Source organism: Mycobacterium sp. SMC-21 (assembly GCF_045310825.1).
Classification (GTDB): Bacteria; Actinomycetota; Actinomycetes; order Mycobacteriales; family Mycobacteriaceae; genus Mycobacterium.
On the sequence record NZ_JBJIAO010000057.1, the window covers coordinates 1 to 24,362 of the forward strand.

14 protein-coding genes and 2 pseudogenes are annotated in these 24,362 nt (G+C 61.2%); 14 read left to right on the forward strand and 2 right to left on the reverse strand.

What is annotated here, in order from left to right; genetic code table 11:
• Positions 1-659: 659 nt before the first annotated feature.
• The 6 genes and pseudogenes from ACJH6H_RS28220 to ACJH6H_RS28245 all read left to right on the forward strand — a co-directional run bounded on the left by ACJH6H_RS28220 (position 660) and on the right by ACJH6H_RS28245 (position 8,003).
• Complete coding sequence (locus ACJH6H_RS28220) at positions 660-1,175, forward strand: NYN domain-containing protein (RefSeq protein WP_135357883.1); 516 nt, start codon at positions 660-662, stop codon at positions 1,173-1,175.
• Complete coding sequence (locus tag ACJH6H_RS28225; RefSeq protein WP_135357884.1) at positions 1,175-3,262, forward strand: N-6 DNA methylase; 2,088 nt, start codon at positions 1,175-1,177, stop codon at positions 3,260-3,262. The genes ACJH6H_RS28220 and ACJH6H_RS28225 overlap by 1 nt, the downstream gene beginning before the upstream one ends.
• Positions 3,263-3,338: 76 nt before the next feature.
• Positions 3,339-4,184, forward strand: a pseudogene (locus ACJH6H_RS28230) (N-6 DNA methylase); the annotation flags it as partial.
• Between the two features lie 37 nt (positions 4,185-4,221).
• Positions 4,222-5,709, forward strand: a complete 1,488-nt coding sequence (locus tag ACJH6H_RS28235) for a site-specific integrase (protein WP_234789552.1) — start codon at positions 4,222-4,224, stop codon at positions 5,707-5,709.
• A gap of 3 nt (positions 5,710-5,712) precedes the next feature.
• Positions 5,713-7,533, forward strand: coding sequence for a hypothetical protein (locus tag ACJH6H_RS28240; protein WP_062656848.1), 1,821 nt, complete (start codon positions 5,713-5,715; stop codon positions 7,531-7,533).
• Between the two features lie 65 nt (positions 7,534-7,598).
• Positions 7,599-8,003: a hypothetical protein gene (locus tag ACJH6H_RS28245; protein ID WP_406776263.1), complete on the forward strand. Its 405-nt coding sequence runs from the start codon at positions 7,599-7,601 to the stop codon at positions 8,001-8,003.
• Here ACJH6H_RS28245 and ACJH6H_RS28250 read toward each other — a convergent pair.
• On the reverse strand, positions 7,957-9,270 hold the full coding sequence (locus ACJH6H_RS28250; protein ID WP_019344575.1) for an IS256 family transposase: 1,314 nt from the start codon (positions 9,268-9,270) through the stop codon (positions 7,957-7,959). The genes ACJH6H_RS28245 and ACJH6H_RS28250 overlap by 47 nt on opposite strands.
• On the opposite strand from ACJH6H_RS28250, the gene ACJH6H_RS28255 reads away from it, so the two are divergent.
• The 5 genes from ACJH6H_RS28255 (at position 9,263) to ACJH6H_RS28275 (ending at position 20,548) form a co-directional block, all read left to right on the forward strand.
• On the forward strand, positions 9,263-11,146 hold the full coding sequence (locus tag ACJH6H_RS28255; RefSeq protein WP_406776264.1) for a hypothetical protein: 1,884 nt from the start codon (positions 9,263-9,265) through the stop codon (positions 11,144-11,146). The genes ACJH6H_RS28250 and ACJH6H_RS28255 overlap by 8 nt on opposite strands.
• Positions 11,143-11,556: a hypothetical protein gene (locus ACJH6H_RS28260; RefSeq protein ID WP_062656850.1), complete on the forward strand. Its 414-nt coding sequence runs from the start codon at positions 11,143-11,145 to the stop codon at positions 11,554-11,556. Before ACJH6H_RS28255 ends, ACJH6H_RS28260 begins: the two co-directional genes overlap by 4 nt.
• Positions 11,557-11,643: 87 nt before the next feature.
• Positions 11,644-14,946 (forward strand): helicase-related protein, encoded by a 3,303-nt coding sequence (locus tag ACJH6H_RS28265; protein ID WP_062656851.1) that lies wholly within the window; start codon positions 11,644-11,646, stop codon positions 14,944-14,946.
• Positions 14,943-17,738 carry a DNA methyltransferase gene (locus ACJH6H_RS28270; RefSeq protein WP_062656852.1) on the forward strand — a complete coding sequence of 932 codons (2,796 nt, stop codon included), beginning with the start codon at positions 14,943-14,945 and terminating at the stop codon, positions 17,736-17,738. Before ACJH6H_RS28265 ends, ACJH6H_RS28270 begins: the two co-directional genes overlap by 4 nt.
• A 59-nt stretch (positions 17,739-17,797) precedes the next feature.
• On the forward strand, positions 17,798-20,548 hold the full coding sequence (locus ACJH6H_RS28275; protein WP_062656853.1) for an ATP-binding protein: 2,751 nt from the start codon (positions 17,798-17,800) through the stop codon (positions 20,546-20,548).
• Between the two features lie 78 nt (positions 20,549-20,626).
• Here ACJH6H_RS28275 and ACJH6H_RS28280 read toward each other — a convergent pair whose 3' ends face one another.
• On the reverse strand, positions 20,627-21,136 hold the full coding sequence (locus ACJH6H_RS28280; RefSeq protein WP_062656854.1) for a hypothetical protein: 510 nt from the start codon (positions 21,134-21,136) through the stop codon (positions 20,627-20,629).
• 128 nt (positions 21,137-21,264) lie between these two features.
• Between ACJH6H_RS28280 and ACJH6H_RS28285 the strand changes: the two are divergent.
• From ACJH6H_RS28285 to ACJH6H_RS28295, 3 genes and pseudogenes are all read left to right on the forward strand, one after another.
• Positions 21,265-22,170: pseudogene (locus ACJH6H_RS28285) on the forward strand (class I SAM-dependent DNA methyltransferase); the annotation flags it as partial.
• Positions 22,167-23,411, forward strand: coding sequence for a restriction endonuclease subunit S (locus tag ACJH6H_RS28290; protein ID WP_135357434.1), 1,245 nt, complete (start codon positions 22,167-22,169; stop codon positions 23,409-23,411). The pseudogene ACJH6H_RS28285 and the gene ACJH6H_RS28290, both read left to right, overlap by 4 nt.
• A gap of 2 nt (positions 23,412-23,413) precedes the next feature.
• Entirely contained in the window at positions 23,414-24,349 is a 936-nt protein-coding gene (locus ACJH6H_RS28295; RefSeq protein WP_406776265.1) for a type I restriction endonuclease, read from the forward strand.
• Positions 24,350-24,362: the final 13 nt, after the last annotated feature.

Genomic DNA, 24,362 nt, shown 5'->3' on the forward strand with positions numbered 1-24,362 from the left:
GGACTCGGCACCGACCGAATCAACTGGAACGGAGGTCGCCTGAAACAAGCCGATCCACAGGTATTGACAATTCCTCGCGGTACGTCCATGACCACTGCGAGCGCCAGCGAGATGGATCCTTAGTGATTCCGGCCGAGCTGGCTGCGCGCTGGGAGGCTCAGATCGAGACACCATACGTCGGGCTGTCTGAACGGGAGAAAGACAGCGACCGGGAGCAGGTTCGTCGGTACCTCCCCGTGATTTCCGACGCTCTTACGCGATGACGACATCTAACGGCGGTTGAGGGTCCCGGGAGGCTACGCCGCTCGTGCGTGCGCGTGTCACCTTTGCAATTTGTCTGGGTGGACAGGGTTGCCCAGGCCACGGCCTGATGAATGGGGTCGGCATGCCTGTGGCTGCAGACAAGCAGTCGACGGTCCTGGCCGCCTGGAACGACGCTGCCACCGGGTCGTGGCGGCTTTCGCCGCGGCCACACCGGGGGGAGCCGTCGCCCGTTGAAAGACCCTCAACTCAACGCATCGGAGAAGCACGCACGCTGCGACAACCACCAGAAAGAACGGTAGGGCGACCGAGACCTCGACACCTATTCGAAAGTTCACATAGACCGTGAATCGCATAGAATCTTGACATATGTGGCAACTGCGTGCCACCCTCATGGCATGCCATTCACGGAAACGCTTAAGGACGCCGAGGGCCGCAAGGCCGGTAAGCGCCGAATCGTCCTGGTCGATATCGAAAATGTTGTCGGTGGCCTATCCGCTGTCCGCGATCACGTCTCATGGGCCAAGGCGGTCATAGGCGAGTGCGTTCCGGCGCAGCCTGGTGACCAGGTTGTCATCGGCGTTGGTCCAACTGGATTGCTGGACCTCGCCTGCGCATGGAAGAGCGTCAGGTACGTCATGCGTCCAGGCCAGAACGGCGCAGATTTGGCCTTGCTTGAAGTGCTCGGCGAAAACATCGCCGACCGCTTCACCGAAGTCGTACTGGTGTCGGGAGACGGAACTTTCACTCACGCCATTGCTGCACTCGCTTCGCGGGGAGTGAAGACAACTGTGGTTGCGCACGCCAGCGGTTTGTCTCGACGGCTGGAGTTCGCTGCCGGAGAGGTCCGGCTGCTTCCCGAGCAGCCCTCGCCGCGCTCTGTCGCCACGGTGTCGAATATGGATGTGGCCTGATGGGTGAATCGGCAGGGGTGCTGCTCACTCCGAGCGAGATCGCAGACCTGGCGGGCGTCACGCGAGGAGCAGTCACCAATTGGAGGAAGCGGCCGAGCGATCCGCCATTTCCAGATCCGGCGCCGGAGTCAGCGACCAAGCCGCTGTACGACCTGGATAAAGTCATCGCTTGGCTTGCGGAAACGAAGCCGGAGATTCAGATACAACGCGACAGCGGTCTGGCGGCGCTTTCGCATTCGTTGAACGCCCTGCGTGGACGTGTATCGGGTTCGGTAGCGGGTGAGCTCGCTCTAGCCCTGTGTTGTGCAAAGAAGCTGTCGCTAGAAGCCGTCGACGCGAATTGGAGGCTGATAGCGGCAGCCAGTCCGTCTCAAACGGCGGATGTACTGCGGCGCACTGCGACCGACGCGCAGTGGGACGACATCCTTTCAACCCTCGATGATGTTGAGCGGGAGACAAACGGGCGGCTCGACACGCTCCCGATCGCGGCCGTGGTGAGCGCCGTTGACGGGATCGAGCCTGACCGCTTGGCGATTGCGGCAGACGAGGTGCTCCGACGCGGAAGCGGTGAACGCGGGCGCGCCGCCGGGTACGGAGTCGGCGAACACGGGATTGTGAACTCGCGCGTATCAGAACTCCTTTCGAACCTCGCGTCGTCGACCAAGGGCCTCGTCTATGACCCCGCATGCGGGATTGCTGAGGCGCTCGTTCGGACTCGGACGAAACGCGCGGGGGGTGGCCGCTTGGTCGGCCACGACATCAATGTGCGCGCCATTCGGATTGCTCGCATGCGCAGCTTCCTGCATGAGCTGGATGCTGAGTTCGAGTGTGCCGACGTGCTGCTCGAAGACCCTGCCCCAGATCTTCGAGCCGACACCGTTGTCGCTGAACCTCCGTTTGGTATGGACTGGTCGCGCTCCCAGAACATCGCGGATCCGCGTTGGGCCTTCGGCATACCGCCCGCGAACAACTCTGAGTTGGCCTGGCTTCAGCACGCGATTGCTCACTTGAACCCGGACGGGAGTGCATACGTCGTCACATCCACGGCACCGTTGACGGCGCGTGGCAGCAGCGCCGCGATCCGCGCCGAACTGCTCCGATCAGGCTGGATCGAAGCCGTCATTCTGCTACCGCCAAAGATGCTGCCGCACACTACTATTCCGGTAGCACTGTGGGTATTGAGGCAGGCGGATCATCCGTCCAACACGGTTGACGTCTTACTGATCGACGCTTCGGCGGCGGAGAGGCCTGAGACACACGTCCTTGCGTGGCTAGACGACTGCCTAAACGGATCGGCGGTCGACGCGCCGCCGTACGCAGTGGTCACAACGTTGGACTTACTCGCTGAGGACGCACAGCTCGATCCTCGGCGCTGGGTACAAACTCCTGGCTCAGATCCGAAGGACGTGGCGGCTCGTCTCTCCGACTCGCAGCGTGTTCTCCAGAACGCACTCGCCTCGTTGTTGGATCGCGCGGTAGTGCCGGTACCGCAGGGACCGTCGGCAGCACCGCGGCTCCTGAGCGTGAAGGAACTAGTTCAACTAGGTGTGGCCTCGATTCAGAACGGACGCATCAAGCGGGATGACCTCGACGAGGCAGATGCCGCTGTGCTGATTACGCCGAGCGAGGTGCGCGACGGGCTACCGCTGCTCGACGAGTTGCCGACCGATGGACAGCCAAGCCTGGCAGGCGGACGAGACGAACGAACCCGAGCCGGCGACGTGCTAGTGACGACCTGGAATGCCGTCCGGGCGGTGGTCGATGAGCAGGGCGGCCGAATCATCGGCAGCGGAGTACATCGGCTGCGGGTCGATGACAAGCAATGCGAACCGCACTACGTAGCACAGTGCCTGTGCGGCAGTTGGAACGAACGATTCAAGAAGGGTTCGTCCATTCAACGCGTTGACCTGCGGGACCTCGAAATTCCGCTAGTCCCGCTACCGGATCAGGAACGCCTAGTCGAAGCCTTGCGTGAGATCGAGCAACTTGCTCGACATGCCGCGGAGGTGGCCGAGGCCGCTGCAGCTTCCGCCACCGCGATCCTCGACGCCGTGCGATACGACGCGCCGATGGGCGACAACAAGTGATCCCGCGTTCTGTCAGAACTGGGGTGCCACACTCGTGCGACACCCACGTTAAGCGCAGTTTCAGAAGGAGAGTCAATTGAGCAAGCTGGGCAACTTCGTGTGGGGTATCGCCGACCAACTCCGTGGTGTGTACAAGCCACACCAATACGGCGGGGTGATCCTGCCTTTCACGATCCTGAGGCGTCTGGACTGCATCCTCGAACCCACCCGTGATGAGGTGCGTGAGTTGGCCGAGAAGTACTCCGGAGGCGCGTTGGATGTGCAGGTGAAGCGCAAAACTGGCCTCGCCTTCTATAACACGAGCCCCTTCGACTTCAAGCTCCTCCTGAAGGATCCGGAGGGTCTGCGCGCCAACCTGATGGACTACATCACCGAGTTCTCGGCCAACATCGACGTCTTCGAGCGGTTCAAGTTCGAAAACGAACTTGCCACACTCGACGAAAAGAATCGGCTGTACCTCGTGACGTCGCAGTTCGCCGAGGTGGACCTGCACCCCAACTCTGTGTCCAACGCTGAAATGGGCGATCTGTTCGAGCACCTCATCTACAAGTTCGCGGAAGCTTCTAACGAAGAGGCCGGCGAGCACTACACCCCGCGTGACGCGATCCGGTTGATGGTCGATCTGTTGTTTGCTGAGGACAACGTTGCTCTACTCGAACCTGGAACCGTGCGGACTATCTACGATCCCACCGCGGGCACCGGCGGCATGCTCTCCGTCGCCGAGGAGCGACTTCTCGAACGTAACCCCGGTGCGCGGCTGCGGCTGTACGGGCAGGAAATTAACGACCAGTCCTACGCGATCTGCAAGTCCGACATGATCGCCAAAGGCCAGGACGTCGGGAACATCAAGCTCGGCGACACACTGGCCGACGATTTCTTCTTCGATCGCACCTTCGACTTCTGCATGTCCAATCCGCCGTTCCGTAAAATGTCGGTGTGTTGTGGCAGGTTCTGTTGCTGTGGAACAACACGACGACGGCTCCCGCTGGAGGCTGTGTTGGGCGCGGCAGCCTAGCCGGCCGTACACCGCGAGGTCCGATGTCCTTGCAGACTTCCCGGACCTAGCCGAGCGTGAGGCTGCGCTCGGAATTCGCCCCGGGCAGCCGTTCCTCCTGATGGCCGATGGTCGACCGGACGTTGAGGTCCTGGAATTCTTCCGGTCAGCAGCGTTCCAATCGTTGGCGGCCGGGTCGCAGGAGTCCTACGCTCCGGACATCCAGCTGTTTCTCTCCTTCCTGTCCGTTCAAGGCATCGACTGGAAAACAGCGACGTTCGAGCATCTTGCCGACTATGAGTTCTGGCGGCGACGCGACCAGGAGAACCCGGATCGTGTTGGTGCAGCGACGTTTTCACGGGATCTGGCGGCAATCAAGAAGTTCTACGACTGGCAGCAGTGGCGGGGCAACGTGGCTGTTTCTCCTGTCAGCCGGCACAAATCCAGCTCCACTGGGGACTCGGACTCCACGCGGTTGCAACCGAGTGCTGTCCGCTCGGTCCAATTGAAGTGGCTGACGCCCCGAGCGTACAAACGCTGGCGCGACGTCGGCCTCGGCGGCTACCGCGGCGACGGGCGACGGGATGCGACCTGGAGAGGACGCAACGACGGCCGCAACCTGGCTTTCGCCGAAGCGCTATGGTCGAGCGGGCTGCGACTGCGTGAAGCCGGAACACTGGTCCTGGGAGAACTCCCCAACGCTGACAACCAAGTGCGCTACGCGAAAGCCCGAGTCAGTCAAGCCGTCGCGAAAGGTCGTGGCCGTGATTTCTGGATCAGTACCGCAGCACTGAAACACATTGACAATTACTGTATTTCAACCCGAGCGGCCGCCGTTCACCGAGCCCGTTCTGAAGGTCGTTACGACGCACTGACCGACATCAAGATCGTCGACACGGTGGACCATCACCGCCGTGTCCACTTCACCAACCGGGACGGCAGTAAGGGGACGGTACCGCTGGACAGTCTCGACGCGGATGATCGGCTCAACTTTTACATCACCACTGATCGCGGGCTCGAACCATGGATGGTGTGGCTGTCCGAAGCCGGTTTGCCGTTGCCGTACCGCACCTGGGAGGCGATCTTCTCCACGGCCAACGATCGGTGTCAGACCCTTGGGGTAGACATCCATTGTCACCCGCATATGCTGCGCCACTCGTTCGCCCTGAGGATGTTGGTCACATTGATCTACGCACACGAACGCAAGATGGGCATCACCCCTGCCGAACGGCGCGAGTACCGCCATATCTTCGGTGATCCTTGGATTTTGGTTCAAACACTGCTGGGCCACGCAAGCCTGGAAACCACACGCAACTGCTATCTCGAACCCGTGTCGGGCCTGCAGGTAGACCTCTTCCTCAATGACGACCTCGCCGAGGACGCATCGATCGCCGATTTCATCACGCACATCGCGGCGGCGGCTCCCGGCATCGTCGACACCGAGGAGCAGTGAGCGGTGGCTTCCCGTAGGGCAGCGGCACTCCCGGCAGGCAAGTACGCCCGCCCCAGCACGGTAGACGCTGAGCTTCGGCAGCTCTGTTTCACCGACGAGGCGGGACGCACACGGACATTCTCATTCGATGACGTCCACGGGCCCGCTGAACTGATCGACGACCTGGTGACCGCACTGGCGAACGGTTCCCAATCCGGTGGTCGTTGGCGCACACTGGCGACCGTTGATGCGGCGGTGAGCGCCGCGCGGCAACTGATCACCTACCTGGGTACGGAGTTTCCTGAGGTCCACTCGGTCGCCGATTTCGGGCCCGAGGTGTGGTGGGCGTGGCGGACTGTCAAGGAAAGCCAGGCCCGCTGGCCGGGGCAAGTGAACCTCATGCGAACCGTGTTGTCGGAGTCCCCGCGACTTCCCGAAACCACACGGAAGGCGATGCGCGCGAAGGCGGTCAAGCCTCGGAAACGATTGCCGGAGAATGATTCCTACAGTCGCGACGAGTTCGAGCGGATCCGCAGTGCCGCCAAGGGTGAGGTCCGCCAAGCGCTCCGCAGGATCCGCACCAACACCGAGAAGCTGCACCGGTTCCGCGAGGTCGGTGATGTCGGTGACGGGATCACGTTCAATGTCGGCGGGGCACGGTGGAGTACCGGATCGCTCCTGGAATATCTGTCGCGAAACGGGATGCTTCCCTCTCAGTACCTCGCTAACCGTGTGGTATTGAAGGGCCGCTTCGACCTGACTGGCGTGTCGAGTCCGGCGCAGGCGCTGTTCCCGTCGATCCGGGAAATCTATTGCCTGATGGTCCTTCTCGTGTGCGAACGAGGGTTCAACCTCTCCGTGATGGACAACCTCACCGTGACGTCGTTCAGGGCATCCGACGGTGCCTCAGAAGACCCGGTGTACACCGTCAACACCGACAAACCGAGAAGAGGAACCAAGCGCTACAGCGCCGAAATCCTCGCCGGCGAGGCCGGGAAGCTCTGGGAGAATGCCGTCCGCCTGACCGAGCCGTGCCGCACCGCACTCGATGCACTCGGAACCCCGTCGGAGAAGTTGCTCATCGCCCACCGGCATAAGAACCTCACCAACGAGGGCCCGTTCCGGCGGGAATGGTTGACCGCGGGCATCGGCGATCACTACATGGCCGATGCCGGCCTGCTGGCAGACGACGGCACACCGTTGCGGGTGAGTCTGCGACGGTTGCGGTTGTCCGAGCAGGTGTTGAACCAACATGCCCGGCAGAACAGCGAATCCGTCAGCGAAGACACCTACCGCAGCCCTGACCCGGCCACCGCAGAAGGGGCCGCCGACACCATCATTGACGGGCAGGCCGATGCCGTCGCCCACGCCAGGGCCACGGTTGCCATCCGCTCGATGAGTGCCGCCGAAGTGATTGCGGCCCGCAGAGATCCGAAAACCGCCGCGACACAACTGGGTATCCCGGTGCCGACACTGAAGCTGCTGCTTGCAGGACACCTCGATACCGCCACCACCGCGTGCACCGACTTCTTGAACAGCCCGTTCGCCGCCACCGCGGGCGAACCGTGCCCGGCCTCGTTCTTCGCCTGCTTTACCTGCACGAACGCCGTTATCACTCCCGCGCATCTACCGCGCCTGGTCACACTGCTGGATGCCCTCGATAATGTCGCCACGCTCGTCGCGCCGGCCCGGTGGGAGACGGACTACCGGGACCATTACGCCCGACTGCAAGCGATTCTCGACCAGAACGCGACCAAGGCCGAGATCGGCGATGCCCGCCGCCACGTCACCGACGCTGACCGTGAAGTCGTCACTGCGCTCCTCGGAAGGAATCTCGACGCGTGAGCACCGCGCCAGCCAACTCGTGGCCGCAGCAGACTGGTCAACTCGAACTTGACGACGCCGAACCGGTGATCGCCGACATCGAACGGGTGCCTGAAGCACAGCGAGGAAATCTCTCGACCGTGGGCGACAACCGGTGGGATCTCACACCGTTGGTGCAGAAACAGACCGTGTCGGGCACGCTGAGCATCGTCTTCGATACATTCCCGCCACGCTACGTCGCCACGGCCAAGCGATTGATCTGGGCGAGCATCAACAAGCCGACACCCGTCGAGGATCTGGAACGCTCTTCCGCCGCGCGCAGTCGGCTCGCACCAGTGACGGTGTGCACCTTCGCGCGATTCCTGCGGCAGTGGATGACGTGGTTGGCAGAGAAGGACATTCACGAGTTCAGAGAAATAGTCAAATCCTGTGGATCGAGGGTCGTCAGGCGACCTCGGACACTGGGGTGTCGGGCGATGGTTCCGGGGTGATGTCGACCGGACGTTCGAGGAGCTTGCCCTGGTGGAACACTGCGCCGGCCCGCACCAACGCCACCAGGTGTGGTGCGTTGACCGCCCGCCACCGCGACTGCGCTGCTTCGATCAGCTTGTAGGCCATCGCCATGCCCGCCGCCCGTGATCCCGGGCCCTTGGTCACCCTGGTCCGAAGCCGAACCGTCGCGAAGGTCGATTCGATCGGGTTCGTGGTGCGTAGATGCACCCAGTGCTCGGCGGGATACCGGAAGTACTCGAGCAGCACGTCGGCGTCATCGACGATTTTCTTCACCGCTTTCGGGTACTTCGCGCTGTAGTCACGTTCGAACGCTGCGATCGCCAACTGCGCCTTGTCGATGTCCTCGGCCCCGATGATCTCCTTCATCGCCGCCAACGCACCCGGATGCGCCGATTTCGGGAGTGCAGCAAGAACGTTGGCTTGTTTGTGGAACCAGCAGCGTTGTTCGCGGGTGGCGGGGAACACCTCCCGCAGTGCCCGCCAGAATCCCAAAGCTCCGTCCCCGACCGCGAGCGCCGGCGCGCGCATCCCGCGGCGGCGGCAATCCCGCAGCAGGTCCGCCCAGGACTCGGTGGACTCTCGGTAGCCGTCGGCCAGGGCGACGAGTTCCTTGCGGCCGTCCGCCCGCACCCCGAGCATCACCAACAGGCAGAGCTTTTCCTGCTCGAGCCGGACTTTCAGGTGGATGCCGTCGACCCACAGGTACACGTAGTCGACCTGCGAGAGGTCCCTGGTGCCGAAGGCCTTCGCCTCGTCCTGCCACTGGGCCGTGAGCCGGGTGATCGAGGATGCGGACAGTCCGGCGCCGGTGCCGAGGAACTGTTCGAGCGCCGGCCCGAAGTCACTGGTTGACAGGCCGTGCAGGTACAGCAGCGGCAGCACCTCCGATACCTGCTCGGACTTGCGAGCCCAGGCGGGCAGGATCGCCGAGGAGAACCGCTTGCGCTCGCCGGTATCGGGGTCGATCCGCTTGTCGTTCACGCGGGGCGCCTTCACCGCCACCGCACCCGCCGAGGTCACGACCTCACGTTCGGCGTGGTATCCGTTGCGGACCACCAGTCGGTGGCCGTGTTCGTCGACCTCACCGGCATACCGGGCTACATAGTCGGCGACCTCGGCCTGCAACGCCGCGGCCAGCATCTGCCGGGCACCGTCGCGGACGATCTGGTCGAGCAACGACCGGCCCGCACCGGCCGCATTGCGGGTCTCGTTGGAGTCGTCGTTGTTGTCTACTACCGTGAGCACGGGCGTGCCTTCCCGCCAGCGCGCCAACGCTGGTCTTGATCAGAATTCGGATTCCTTGCAGATCATCTTCCGGGAAGGCACGCCCGCCCGGGATCCACAGGTTCTGATCATTGCTCACGAGTTCAGCGCGGTCACCGACGACATCTACGACGAATATGCCGAGCACCTCAAACGACACCGCGGCTCACGCGAGAACGTGGGCAACATGCTCTTCGCCGTCACCCGTGCCTGGCTCTACGCGCCCTACCTCGCTGAAGCTGAACGCCTCGTACGCCCACCATGGGAGAACAGCCCTATCGGACGCAACTCGGTTCTCGGCGCTGCGAACTGGTCGAGCGAAAACAAGACCACACCCATCCATCCGCAGACGATGGCTAGCCTACTCGTGTGGGCGCTGCGTTTCGTCACCGACTTCAGCGACGACATCCTCGCCGCAAAGGCACTGAAAGCGACACCGCGCGGTATCCCGCCCAGCCTTCAAATCCTCGACCCCTATCCACGGTTTCGCGCCTATGTCCAGCAGCGGCGCCACGGATCACAGACCTTACCCGGATGGGTGAGCAGTAACAGACCGCACATACGCTCTCTGGCAAAGGGATTCATCGGCTGGCAGCTCGGTCTCTCTCCCGAAGAAACCAAGGTCATCAACACGCAACCACTGGTCGGCAGCCTGACGCTGAGCGAGGAAGCACACCTGCCCATGCCGATCACGGGTTCCATCGATGGAACAGACTGGATCCCGGCCATCAATTTCTACGAGGTCGAGGAGCTGTGCCGCCACCTGGCCACCGCCGCGTTTGTCGTCGTCGCTTACCTAACCGGGATGCGAGGCGAGGAGTGCCGCGCACTGGAGCGCGGCTGCTGCCGAACCCACACCGACCCCACCACCGGGCAACTCCACTACCGCATCCATGGAAGAACCTTCAAAGGCGCACTTGATAAGTCGGGCAACGCCATACCCGCCGGCGTCGAACGAGAACAACCCTGGCTGGCCATCGCACCCGTAGCGAAAGCCGTCGCGGCGATGGAGGCACTGAACCCATCCTCGCGACTGCTGTTCCCGATCGAGGGATTCTCACTGTGGCCCTGCACGGTCAACAACGGCAAGGCCGTCCACGCCCGCATGGTCGGCGATCGCATCCAGGACCTGATCGCCTGGAGCAATGACGCCGCCACAAGACTCGGCCGTACGTACGAGGCGATCCCCGCCGATCCGGAGGGATCGGTGACCGTCAAGCGGTTCAGACGAACACTGGCCTGGTTCATCTACCGCAAACCAGGCGGCCGAGTAGCCCTCGGAGTGCAGTACGGACACCTGCGCGGCTACACCACCGACGGCTACGGGTCGCGGGTCGCCAGCGGCCTACGAGATGTCTTCCCGATGGAGGAAGCCCTTGCCCGAGCCGACTACTTGGAAGACGCACACCAACGCCTCGAAAACGGTGAACAGGTCAGCGGCCCGGCCGCAGGCCGATACACCCAGGCCATCCACCTGTTCGAGAGGCAATTCCGCGGCCGCTACATGAGCACCAAGCAGGCGGCCGCACTCCGCGCCAACCCCAAACTACGCATCTACGACAACCCGCAACAGTTCGTCACCTGCTGCTATGACCAGTCCAAGGCGCTATGTCACCCCGACCGACAGGTCACGGCAAGCCAGCACCGCTCACCTGATGTCTCACACTGCCAACCCGGATGCGGCAACATCGCCCGAACTGACCAGAACATCGCTCAGATCCGGGACGCCATCACGCAGTACCAGGACGAGATCGACTCTCCCACAACGCCGATACCACTACGCGGCCGGCTCGAACAACGCATCACTGCCCTTCAAGCCATCGTCGACGAACATCAAAACAATGGGAAGTCGCGATGACCGATCACGCTGACGAGCATGTGCGCCGCGTGATCCGCGACGCGATGGACCGACTCATCGACGGCAAACCACTGCACTCCGACGGCAAGCTCACCGTGAAGTCCCTTGCCGAGGAGGCACGTGTCAAACGGTGGGTGCTTACGCACCGGCACACCGACCTCCAGGACGAGTTTCGTGCCCGGATCACCAGCACCAACGCGGAGCCGCCGATCCTGCAGGTGCTCCGCGAAGAGAAATCTGACGCCGCGAAGAAGGTGAGGGAACTGACCGCCAACGTCACCGCTCTCACCGCCACGATCCATCAACTCGAACGAATCATTGACGTACTGGCACTCGAGAACCATGAGCTGCGATTGAATCGGACCCAAACTGACAAAATCGTTCCGCTGCGGGCAGGAGGGAAGGGATAGCCCGCCGTGAAGTGACCGCCTGCAGCAGTGACAGGGTTGCGGCGGATTTGCGTCCAGATCACTCAGACTTCGAGGACATGACCACCAGTGCCGAACCTCTTTGACAACCTCAGCGACGACACACGCTTGAAGGACGCACTGCGCGTCTCGCTCAAGGACTTCGACACGGTCGACGTGGCGACCGGCTACCTCGATTTGCGCGGTTGGTCAACCATGGCCGACATCGTCGACACAAAGGCTCGAACAGGTGCAGAGCCTGTTGCTCGGGTACTCATTGGGATGGTCGCGCCAGCGGACTCGCAGGAAATCCTCGACGGCCTGCAGCGCGAGGTTCAGCCCCCGGGCTACGGGGCAGATATACACGACCGGGAGAAGGCACTTGCCCGCCGCGACCAGCTCGTTAAGCATCTACGGAACCAGCTGATGCGTGGGCTGGCCACCGTCGAAGGACAGCGGACCCTCCAGGCGCTGAAGCGGCAGTTGGAGGACGGCGCAGTGCAGATGAAGGTCTTCACCGAGAAGCCACTGCACGGAAAGACCTACCTGTTTCACGCCCCGGGAAAGAGCCACGGCTCACGATGGGCTTACGTCGGGTCGTCGAACCTCACTCACGCCGGATTGACGACGAATCTAGAGCTGAACATCGATGTCCAAGACTCCGACGCCAACAGCAAGATCGCCGAGTGGTTCGAAGCACGGTGGACCGACCGGTTCTCGCTGCCTATCACCGCTGAGATCATCCAGCTGATCTCCGAATCGTGGGCGGCTGGCGTACAGCCCACCCCATTTGAGGTCTATCTCAAGGTCTGCCACGCACTGTCCCAAGATGCCCGGGATGGACTCGGCTACGTCTTGCCCACATCGATGCAGAACCTGCTGCTCGACTATCAGGAGAGTGCAGTCCGCACGCTCGCTCGACGCATTGTTCGCCGAGGCGGAACTATGCTGGGCGACGTTGTTGGTCTCGGCAAGACGCTGACGGCCATCGCGACTGCGTTGATGCTCCAGTCCGCCGAGGACTATTCGACGCTGGTGTTGTGTCCGAAGAATCTCGAACTCATGTGGACCAAGCACCTCGACAAGTATGAGATCAACGGGCGTGTGGTCCCGTACTCGATGGCCGACAGAGTGCTTCCTGAGCTCAAACGATTCAATCTGGTCATCTGCGATGAGTCGCACAACCTGCGCAACAGCAGCACCATTGCCTACGAAGCCATCCACGAGTACATCCGCCGCAACAGCTCCAAGGTGTTGCTTCTTACCGCAACCCCCTACAACCTCGCGTTCCAGGACGTCGCCAGCCAGATCGCGCTGTATATCGATGACGACGAAGACCTCGGCATCGTCCCCACAGCAGCACTCGCCGCAGAGCCCGGGCTCCGCGACAAAGTCGACGGGAAGATCAACACACTCGCCGCCTTCCGACGCTCCGACCACGCAGAGGACTGGCGCCGGCTGATGAGCGACCACCTTGTGCGGCGAACCCGCAGCTTCATCAAGCGAACGGCGAAGACAGAACCTGTCACCCTGCCCGACGGAACCACCGAGCAACAGCCGTACCTCCAGTTTGCGAACGGTGAGAAGTTCCACTTCCCAACCCGGATCGCCCGCCCGCTTAGCCACGACTTCGCCGACGACGATCCCGCAAGACTCATGGAAGACAACGACACGCTCAACGCCGTGAGCACTTTGGCGCTGCCACGCTACCGGCTAGCCGACTACGACAACCCACGCGCACCGCACACAGACTCAGACACGAAGGTCCTCGATGACATTCGCTCCGGGCGTGGAAACGTCAGCGGGTTTGTCCGCACCGGATTGTTCAAGCGGTTGTCCTCGTCCGGGCACTCGTTCATCGTGTCGTTGCAGCGCCAACGGGCACGCAACGAGCTGTTCCTGCATGCGATCGACAACGAGCTCCCCATCCCCATTGGGTCGTTCACCGACAAGCAGTTCGCGGTCAGCGATGAAGACGTCGAGGATGACCCAACACCGCACGGCTCGCTCGCAAGCCGCTACGAGGAGCTCCGCAAAAACCTCCCGGCAAAGACGAAATGGGTCAACTCCACAGTCTTCAAGACGACGCTGCGCAAGGATCTCGAACGCGACAACCAGATGCTCACGACGATGCTCGATCGGTTTGGCAGCTGGGACTCGACCCGAGACTCCAAAATCAACGCATTGGTCGACCTGCTCCGCAACGACCACCCCGGCGAGAAGGTTCTCGTTTTCACCGAGTACGTGGATACTGCCGAATACGTTGCCCAAGCACTACAGGAAGCCACCGTGGAAAAGGTTGCCGTAGTCTCAGGAAACACCGACGACCCCGCCGATATTGCCCGCCGATTCTCACCGCACTCCAACCGGATCCCAGGGCAGGAAGAACTTCCTGAAGTAGACCCAGCGGACCCCATCGACGTGCTCGTCGCGACCGACGTGCTCTCCGAAGGCCAAAATCTCCAGGACTCCCACATCGTCGTCAACTACGACCTGCCGTGGGCGATCATCCGACTCATCCAACGTGCCGGCCGTGTCGACCGCGTCGGCCAGAAGTCAGACCAAGTCTTCGTCTACCTCATCAGCCACGAGAACGTTGAAGCCCAGATCAACCTCCGACAGCGCATCCGCGCACGGCTGGGTGCCGCGGCCGAGGCATTCGGTGCCGACGAACAGTTCTTCGGCGGAGACACCGAAATCAAGATCCTCGACGACTTCTACAAGGGCAAGGTGAGCGACGATGCTGACGAAGCCGACAACGAGGCCGATGCCGTCAGCGAGGCATGGGTCGTCTGGTCCAACGCACAGACCAAACACCCGCAGATCGCCAAAAAGGTTCTCGGCATGCAAGACATGGTCCACAGTACCCGCGAGCAATACATCGACGAGAACGCTGGCAGCGTCACGTGCTTTGTCAGTACGGAGTCCGGCGTCGACGCATTCGCTGCTTCGACCACGAACCCCGACGGCTCAACCGCAGAGAGACTACTCACGCCACTGGAAGCGATGCGCACCTTCCGTGCCCAAATCGACACGCTGACAGCGGAACTCCGGCCCGATCATTTCGACCGGCAAACGGCACTCGTCCACGGGCCCCTCACGATTGAGGCGATCGCGGCCGGAAATCTCAAAGGAATCCGAAAGTGGGTGTGGGAACGCCTCGCTGGAACATTGTTCGCCCAGAAGGCAACTGACGCGCTTAACGCGCTACACGCACAGCCGCTCACCGAGCACGCAACAATGCGGCTCAGCCAGGCCCGCCGAAACCGCTACAGCGTCGACGACATCGCTGACCTACTCAACCAGCTCCATGAAGAAGACCGCCTGGTCATCAAGTCATCGGAGACCGACAACATCAAACTAGTCTGCTCGATCGGAGTACGTGAAGCATGACCGACAGCCCATTGAGCCTTGTAGAGGAGCACCTCTACCAAGAACTCTTCTTGCACCAGCTGAACTGGAGTGCGCCAGATTCCCCGCCGATCAGGTACACCGCCGAAGATGGGCAGACCTACACCGCCACCAATATCTCGTCCTACAAAGGCCTTCGCGTCTGGGTTTGCAACGACAAGCCCGGTTCCAAGATCGAAGCTGAACTCGACCGCTTGATCGCGAAGACGACCACAGACCGAGTGGTCATCTTCCACAACGACGACGAGCAGGTCTGGCGGTGGCCGGCTCGTCGCACCAAGGACAACACGACATCAACCAGGCTGACGAGCCATCGGCACCGCAACGGCCGAGCCAACCCCAACTTCGCTGCCAGACTCGACGTCATCCGCTTGCCGATCGATATCGTGCTCGACGCCAATACCGTACTGACGAAGGTCCGAGAGGCGTTCGATGTCGAAGCACGCAACGAAAGCAAGCGAGCTTCAAAACTCATGGCACGCATGTACTCTGCGCTCGAAGCTGCTTACCCGGCTTCATATGATGCCGCAAAGCGCGACCACGAGATCTCTGTCATCCTCGCCCGAATTCTGTTCTTGATGTTCGGCGATGACACCGAAATGTGGGAGAACCAGCAGGGGGAACCGGCACCCGACGCCTTCCTTGAGTTCATTCACATGCAGACCCCCACAGACGGATCCACACTTGGAGAACAACTCACCGATCTGTTTGAAGCCCTCGACAAGCCCGGTGGCGCCGCGTCGAGTGGAATAGACGCGGTCCTGCCCTATATCAACGGCGGTCTCTTCCGAGAGAAGATCACACTGCCGGTGCTCAGCAAGGACTTCCGCGAAGCGGTGCTCGATGCCTGTGTGGTCGACTGGTCCACAATCAGCCCAGCGATCTTCGGATCGATGTTCCAATCGGTTCGCGACGCACAGACTCGGCGCGAACTCGGCGAGCACTACACGTCCGAGGAAAACATCCTCAAGACCCTCAACCCGCTATTCCTCGACGAGCTCCGCGCTGAGTTCGACCGGGCCCGAACCATGAAAGACGAAAAGGGTGTTCTCACAAGGCTTTGGAAACGACTTGGTGACATCCGGTACATGGATCCCGCCTGTGGCTGCGGAAACTTCATCATCGTTGCCTTCCGTGAACTGCGCGACCTTGAGCTGCGCATCATGGAACGGCTGCAGGAACTGACTGGAGCCTCCCAGCTTGCCTTCGACCCAACCCTCGCACTGAAGGTCACGCTCGACCACTTCTACGGAATCGAAATCGATGAGTGGCCAGCACGAATCGCGGAAACCGCGATGTTCCTAGTGGACCGACAATGCGACCTCAAGCTCAAGGAACGTTTCGGCGAGGCACCACAACGACTACCGATTCAGACCCAGGCGAACATAACCGTAGGGAATGCACTTCGAGTGCAGTGGCAAGACGTGTGCACCACCTCTGAGGCGGTGATCCTCGCAGGCAACCCGCCTTACGGTGGCCGCGGTGAACGCAGCGCCGAGCAAACCAATGACCTGCGAACCGTGTGGGGAGACGATTATCAAATCAATCTCGACTATGTCACCGCATGGTTCGTGAAGACGGTCGAATACTTCGGCAAGATCAACGGACGATGGGCGTTCGTGGCGACAAGCTCAATCAGCCAGGGCGAGCCGGTAGCTCGACTCTGGCGCCCCATCCTTAACGCAGGGTGGCGATGCCGCTTTGCCTACAAGTCGTTGCTGTGGGAATCGGAAGCGTCCGGGGGCGCCGGGGTCCATGTGTCCATCGTCGGATTCGACCGCGCTACCTCGCCTCAACCGGTGCTGTGGACATACCCGGACGGTGGTCATGGCCAGCCCGAGAGACGCGATACCGCCAACATCAACCCCTATTTATTCGACGGGCCAACCATTTTCGTCGACTCACGCCGGACCCCATTGTGCGCGCAGTTGCCTGCTGCCAGTTTCGGCAGCATGCCCAACGACGGAGGAAACCTCCTGGTCGAAACCGAAGAATATGATGTAGTGGCCGCGGACCCCGTCGCTGCGAAGTATCTGCGGCGCTTTATCGGCGCCGGCGAGCTGATCCACAACCGGAAACGATGGTGCCTCTGGCTACGTGACGCTACGCCGGAAGACCTGGCCATCAGCCCAGTTCTAACCGACCGTCTTGCAGCCGTGCAGGCGCACCGTAGCGGCAGTGACAGCCCCACGACGAGTACGCGCAATCACCCGTCACACTTATTTGGTCAGATTGCCCAACCATCCACTTCGTACCTCGCAGTCCCCGCTCACGTAAGCGAGCGACGCCGTTTCTACCCGGCCGCACGGTTCGACGCCGACGTGATCTGCGGGAATGCCAATTTCCTCATCCCTGACCCGGATGGATTTGCCCTTGCCGTCATCTCCTCCAGCATGTTCATCGTCTGGCAGAAAGCAATCGGCGGACGCATCCGTAACGACCTACGGTTCTCAAAAACCTACACTTACTACACCTTCCCCCTCCCACGGCTCTCCGATACGCAATACGAAGCCGCATGCGCCGCCGCGCAACATCTCCTCACAGTTCGTGCCGCACACGGAGGTGCATCGCTGGCCGACCTTTACACGGTCGACGCGATTCCCGAAGATGTCGTCGAAGCTCATCTGAGCATCGATGCGGTAATTGATCAGGCCTACGCTCCCGACCAATTCGATACCGAACTGGACCGACAGGATGCACTGTTCAGCCGGTACTTAGCACTCACGGCTACATCTGCCCAGCCGACGCGCCAACGTCGAAGGAAGCGAGTGTAGGTGGGGCGCTGGGCAACCCTTGGGCCGAGTGTCCGTATGCCGGATGATTGGCCATATCGATGACGAGCGACGGCGGCGCCGTCGCGTCCTATGGATTTCGGCGCCAGTATCTTGCTACAGCTGAGGAGATCCTTCGCCTCATCGCTGCGCGCGGCGAGGACTCTGCCGAGTTGGCAGTCATAATCGAGCCGACACGTACCGACCTCGTCGGCAGTGACGTGGCCGACGATGATGTGGTCGATTTCGCGATTGCGGCGGGCGAAGAGATTGTCCGTCGCGTCCAGGTGAAGTCCTCCCGTGCGCCTTCAAGGATGAACCCGCTGAGGTACTCAGACGCTGCCGCGATATTCAAACGAATGGGTGCTGGTGCACATGAAGCCGTCATCTTGACGAACAAGCCGCTAGCAAAGAAGTTGGTGAATGCCTGCGCCTCACCTACTCGGATTGCTGGCGACGGTGAGATGTACTCCGTTACTGGGCAGTCGATTACGTCCGGCCAGTCCACACCGGCCAGGCTGATTGTGCGTGATGATCGTCGCGTCGAGGACGTCAAGCAATCAGTGTTGGACCTTGTCCGCCAGATACGGCGAGACAACGCCGTCGGCCCAGGCGAACAATCGGCTGCCTTGCTTACGGCCATGATGCTCGACTCCATGTTCGAGGCCGCAGCCGATTTGTCCTCGCGCAGATGGTCGGCTAGTGAAATTGTCGACTTGCTGTGTCTACCCGATAACCAGATAGCGCACGCTAGGCGACGATTCGACTGGGGCGTGCCGCTGGGCGTTGAAGTTCCTCGACTGGCATCAGCCGTGGCGCGTACAAATGAACTAGCCACTCTTACAGATCTTTTCAACCAATCCGTCGCCGGGCGGATTCCTCAGGTCGCCGTACTCTCTGGGACGACCGGGTTCGGAAAGAGCACCATTGCCGCAGACTTTTGCCATCTCAATCGGCACCTCTACGAGCACGTCTGCTGGATCGATTCTCGCTCACCTGAACTGCTCGCCGCCCGGATCAAGGATCTCGTGGCACAGATGGGTATCGATGTCGACACCGGTAGTGACGTCGGTGCTGCTTTCCGCGCGGAGTTGGCGGTCAGCGGCGGCCCTTTCGTTGTGGTGTTCGACGGGGCTCGCCGGCGACAAGACATCGAACCGTTCATACCCTCCAGCGGATGCGGGTTCGTGATCGTCACAACGACCAACAGCACGGGCTGGTGGCACACCGCCCGGCCCTTGCCGGTTGGCTCGTTTACCGTCGATCAGGCGACTGCATGCTTTGAGGCATACGCCGGCATAGAGCCCGGTCTACATGCAGACGCTGTCGCCGGGGTCGTGCGGCGCCTGGGGCACGTGCCGCTCGCAATCGCTATGGCGGCGTCATACTTTCGCAACGCCGATGAAGATGTCGCGCTGTTGTCGGATAGGTATTTCGAGAGTCTCGAGGCCCTCGAGGACTCAACAGCGGTTCCTGAGGGTTTCGACAGGACAGCATTCGCGGCGGTCCAATTTACAGTAACGCAGATTGGGTCCGAGACCGGTGGCGATGAGAACTTCAGGCGGGCGACGCAGCTGCTCATCTATCATTCGGCGTTCTTTGCCCCGGAACTTATACCGGTCAACTTAGTGCTGCAGACTGTCGATAGCACGGTGGCGACGCTCGATCTGACTTCGCCGCCGAGTCCGGTAGAGGCCGATCCCCATGTCCGAAATCGCCTCTTGACGAACCTGCGTACCCAAACCATTGCGCGGCGCCGCACCTATCTAGACGCTTCTGGGTCCGCGAATCCGGCCAGCGACACGATCAGCATGCACCCTCTGGTGCACGAGATCCTTCGCGCGATCCATGTGAAGGCCGCACCTCGCGACGGATCGGTCATGAATTTGGTGACCCTGTTCATGGGGCACCTATACGGGTGGATCATCGCGCTGCGGCCATCGGGTGCGTTCTTCCCGGTCGAGCAGTTACTTGTGCATGCTCAGTGGATCCTCGACTTTGTCGACACCATCAACATTCCCGCTGACGCCGACGAGCACGATGCATACGTATTTCGTTGTGCCATCCTGTATCTGCGGTATGAGGTCGCAAATTGCCATTCGTCCCGCGGGAACTATGAGCGCGGGGTTGAACTGATCGAGCAGGCGCTCGACGAGTTCGCCGACGTGACACCGACTATCCATCCGCAGTGCGCCTTAGCCAAGGCGGCGTGCGACGCAATTGCTGACGTCGAGCTTGGCGGACTCGGAGAACAGCGGGCGTTGCGCTTCGCGCGGCAAGCGATCAATGAAATTGCGAAGATTGAGCATTTCACCGACGCACCACGGCGCGGGGAGATCATCTACCGGTTAGCCGTACAGGCTGCGCAGGCGATTAACCGATTCGGTACCGCTGAGACTCGCGCGGTAGCCGAGGAGCTGGCTGGCATCGCCAACCAACAACAGCTGCCGGCTCCGCAAGAGATCGACAAAATCAATCAGATCGATCAGTTTCTCAGGACTGGCCAATACCTACAGGCGCTCGCACTGATTCAGATGACACGCGGCGCTAACCCAACCGCGTATCAGAAGGTCATGTTCGACAACTTCGAGATCATCGCGAATCTGCACCTACATCGGTTTAATGCCGCCGCCGACGGTATCGACCGCATTCTCGCCGCAGCCGCGGAGGGCCCGCACATGCGTACCCATGTCGAGCTGGCCTGCGCAGAGATCGACGCCGCGCTGAATGCCACACACGCCTCCTGGACCGGGAAATCCGCACGGCTGGCGGCGCAGCACAAAGTGCTGCAGACCTTCAGCAGCACACAGTGAACAGAGTCCGCGTCCGGCTGCACATCGAGATCGATGTGAGTCGGATCAGCCGGCGACTCGTTGAATCGCTTGGAACTTTCATGTTGCCGGCCCCAGCGCCTTGAACTGCCTTCTATACAAGAGGGCTCCCTGCTCGATTCTGCGTAAACCATCCATCGTGCTCTCCAGGTCTCGGTTGAGCTGCGCGAGCGCAGTCTGCACGACCTCTGGGATGACCCCATCGAACGCGCTGTCGTCGGTGGGAATGATGTGTGACTCGATTGCCTGTTCCACGGTCACTACACGGTCACGAAGACCCAGCAGGTAATCAGATGTCGGGACGACCAGCTCCTTGCTTAGCTTTTCAAAACCGTCCTTCGCTGCCGTCAGCTGATCGATCATTGTCTCGCTTGGCCACCGCCCCCTGGCAACTTGGGCTTCACCTGCCTTTGTGTTGTGGTACAGCGCCTCGCAGTACTGCTTGAGGAACTTCCGACGATCCCGTTGGAGAGTCCGAACCGGCTCCCGATGCGAACGCCAGAGGTTGTAGAGGCTGATGAAGAATCCGAGGACGCCAAGAATGGTGCCGATCAGCGTGTAGACCCACATGCTTGAAACGCTATCCGAGCGGGCCGACAGCCAACGGATCGATCCCTGTCCTTGGAACGCAGACCGCTGCTCTGCGGGCGTCGGAACGATGAGGAGTCGGGCTTTGCGGCAACACGCTGAAAGCCTGTACGGAACCGCCGTACGGGGTGGATTGGAAGTCGTCGCAGGAGTCTGTGAAGAAGGAGGCGCTAGCTCAGAATTCGCGCTTCTCCCACGGCTTACCGTCAATCGGGGACGGACAGATGCTGTTCCTGTCGCATCTGGCATCGAAGATGCGGCCAGCGCACGACGGAGGTGGCCGCGCCGGCATCGTTCTCAACGGATCGCCCTTATTCAACGGAGCAGCAGAGTCGGGTCCCTCCCTGATCAGACAGTGGCTGCTCGAATCCGACCTGGTCGAGGCGATCGTTGCGCTACCGACGAACATGTTCTTCAACACCGGCATCGCCACGTACATCTGGATTCTCGACAACGCCAAGCGTCCTGAGCGCGCTGGCAAGATCCAGTTGATCGACGCGACATCATTCTGGACCAAGATGCGCAAGAGTCTGGGCTCGAAGAACCGCGAGCTTAATGGTGACGCGCGAGACCGGATCCTGGCGCTCTACGACGCGTTCGACGAGGCCGACCCCGACTATTCGAAGGTATTCACTGCCAACGATTTCGGGTACTGGGCGGTGACGGTGGAGCGGCCGCTGCTGACCGAGACGGGCAAGGTGTCGATGGATCGGAAGGGTTACCCGAAGCCGGACCCGAAACTGAGAGACACGGAGAACATTCCGTTCACCTACGGCGGTAACACCGCGGGCGATGCGGCTCGCGCGGAGACTATAAAGGCTTACTTCGAGGCGGAGGTTCTGCCGCACGTTCCCGACGCCTGGGTTGACGTCGCGAAGACGAAGGTGGGCTACGAGATTCCGTTCACCCGACATTTCTACAAGTACGTGCCGCCTCGACCGCTCGCGGAGATCGACGCAGAGCTTGAGAAACAGGTCGCCAGGATCATTGACCTGCTGCGCGAGGTGGAAGGATGAGTGCGACCGCCCTCCCCGCCGGTTGGCGCCGAGGCAACATCCGGCACTTCGCTGCGATGAAGACGGGGCACACCCCGAGCCGATCAGTGTCGGCGTACTGGGACAAGACTTCGATTCCCTGGTTCACACTGGCGGATGTCTGGCAGCTACGTGACGGTCGCCGCACCTATCTCGGCGAAACGGCGAGCCAAATCTCCGAACTTGGGCTCGCGAACTCAGCAGCGGAGTTGCTGCCCGCAGGCACTGTAGTCCTCTCACGCACTGCATCGGTAGGTTTCACAGGAATCATGCCGCGCCCGATGGCGACCAGCCAAGATTTTTGGAACTGGGTATGCGGCGACGAATTGCTGCCGGAATACTTGAACTTCCAGCTTCGATCGATGGCGCCTCAGTTGCGGGGCCTTAACATGGGATCCACTCATCAAACTATCTATAAGGCTGACGCCGCAGCTATAGAGGTAGTGGTGCCGCCAGTTCCCGAGCAGCGCGCAATCGTGGACTTCCTGAACCGGGAGACGGCCCGCATCGACACGCTGATCGACGAGCAGCAACGGCTCATCGACTTACTGCGGGAGCGACGGAAGTCAGTAATCGAGATAGGCACGGGATGGGATGGGTTGGTTCGGGAGGGATGGAGCAGTCAGCGTCTTTCCTGGATCTTCCGCAGTACTGCGAGCGGCACCACACCGAGCAACGAAGACATCGTTTACTCAGCGGGCGCCGAGATTCCGTGGGTCACTACTGGCGAATTGCGTGAGTCAGTAATTGTCGATACCGAGCGCGGCGTCACGTCGCAGGTACTGGATCGGTACTCGGCATTAAAGCTGCACCCGGCCGGTTCATTACTAATCGCGATGTACGGAGCGACCATTGGACGGATGGCGATCTTGGGTGTCGACGCCGCGTCGAATCAGGCCTGTTGCGCACTTGTGGGCCCCACGGGGGTGATCGCCGAGTTCGTGCAATACAGCTTGGTCGCCGCCAAGCCCCACTTGTTACTCGAAGCTGCCGGCGGCGGACAGCCCAACATCAACCAGGACAAGATCCGTTCGTTCCGAATTCCTGTTCCGCCGGTCGCTGAGCAGCACGGCATCGTGGCTTACCTCGACGAGCAGACTGCGAAGATCGATGTCCTGATCGCCGAGACTGAACGGTTCATCGACCTGGCGCTGGAGCGTCGGTCCGCTCTAATCGATTCAGCGGTGACCGGTCAAACTGTCTTGCGGGCGGAGGTGGCCTAAACATGGCGCAGCACAACGAGATTGAGTTTGAAAAAGAGATCGCCCAGCACCTCGCCTCCCACGGCTGGTTGTACTCCCCAGACGACACCGGCTACGACAAGGAGCGGGCGCTCTTCCCCGAGGACGTCCTTGGCTGGTTGGAGGACACCCAGCCCGACCAGTTGGAGAAGGTCGTCAAGCCGGGTTCGAAGGACGTTGCGAAGCAGCAGGCTCAGGTTCTCGACCGGATTGTGAAGGTTCTCGACCTGCCGTTGGAGAACGGCGGCGGTACCCTCAACCTTTTGCGTAAGGGCTTCTCGCATCTGGCTGCGAAGTTCCAGATGTGCGTTTTCAAACCCGAGTCCACGCTGAACGCCAAGCGCAACGTCGACTACGCAGCTGTGAGGGTGCGGGTGATGCGCCAGGTGCACTTCTCAACCGCTGGCAATCAATCGGTAGATCTTGCGTTCTTCGTCAACGGACTACCGGTGGCTACAGCCGAACTCAAGACGGACTTCACCCAGACCGTCGCCGACGCCATCACCCAGTACCGAACATCGCGGCTGCCAAAGGACCCCGTATCTGGGATAGTACAGCCGTTGTTCACCTCTGGCGCAAGGGCTTTGGTGCATTTCGCGGTATCTAACGACGAGGTGTGGATGACCACTCGGTTGGCCGGTGAGAAAACGCACTTCTTGCCCTTCAACCGCGGATCCGAAACGGGCGGCGCCGGGAATCCCCTGAATTCCAACGGGTCACGCACGTCATACCTCTGGGAGCGGGTGCTCCAGCGCGACGCGTGGCTCAATATCTTGGGGCGGCTCATGTACATCAAGCACGAGTCCTCGACCGACCCGATCAGCGGGAAGACCAGCAAGTCGGCAACGCTGCGGTTGGGTCTGCTGCACGATCAGGTGACAGTTTCGGTCACGCGGCCTGACTGGCCGGTGTGGTCATGATTGCTTCGAATTC

Bases quoted from the DNA above. Each gene is read 5' to 3' on its own strand.
- ACJH6H_RS28290 (WP_135357434.1), top strand. From the start codon at position 22,167: ATGAGTGCGACCGCCCTCCCCGCCGGTTGGCGCCGAGGCAACATCCGG.
- ACJH6H_RS28260 (WP_062656850.1), top strand. From the start codon at position 11,143: ATGACCGATCACGCTGACGAGCATGTGCGCCGCGTGATCCGCGACGCG.
- ACJH6H_RS28270 (WP_062656852.1), top strand. From the start codon at position 14,943: ATGACCGACAGCCCATTGAGCCTTGTAGAGGAGCACCTCTACCAAGAA.
- ACJH6H_RS28220 (WP_135357883.1), top strand. From the start codon at position 660: ATGCCATTCACGGAAACGCTTAAGGACGCCGAGGGCCGCAAGGCCGGT.
- ACJH6H_RS28225 (WP_135357884.1), top strand. From the start codon at position 1,175: ATGGGTGAATCGGCAGGGGTGCTGCTCACTCCGAGCGAGATCGCAGAC.
- ACJH6H_RS28280 (WP_062656854.1), bottom strand. From the start codon at position 21,136: ATGTGGGTCTACACGCTGATCGGCACCATTCTTGGCGTCCTCGGATTC.
- ACJH6H_RS28275 (WP_062656853.1), top strand. From the start codon at position 17,798: ATGACGAGCGACGGCGGCGCCGTCGCGTCCTATGGATTTCGGCGCCAG.
- ACJH6H_RS28295 (WP_406776265.1), top strand. From the start codon at position 23,414: ATGGCGCAGCACAACGAGATTGAGTTTGAAAAAGAGATCGCCCAGCAC.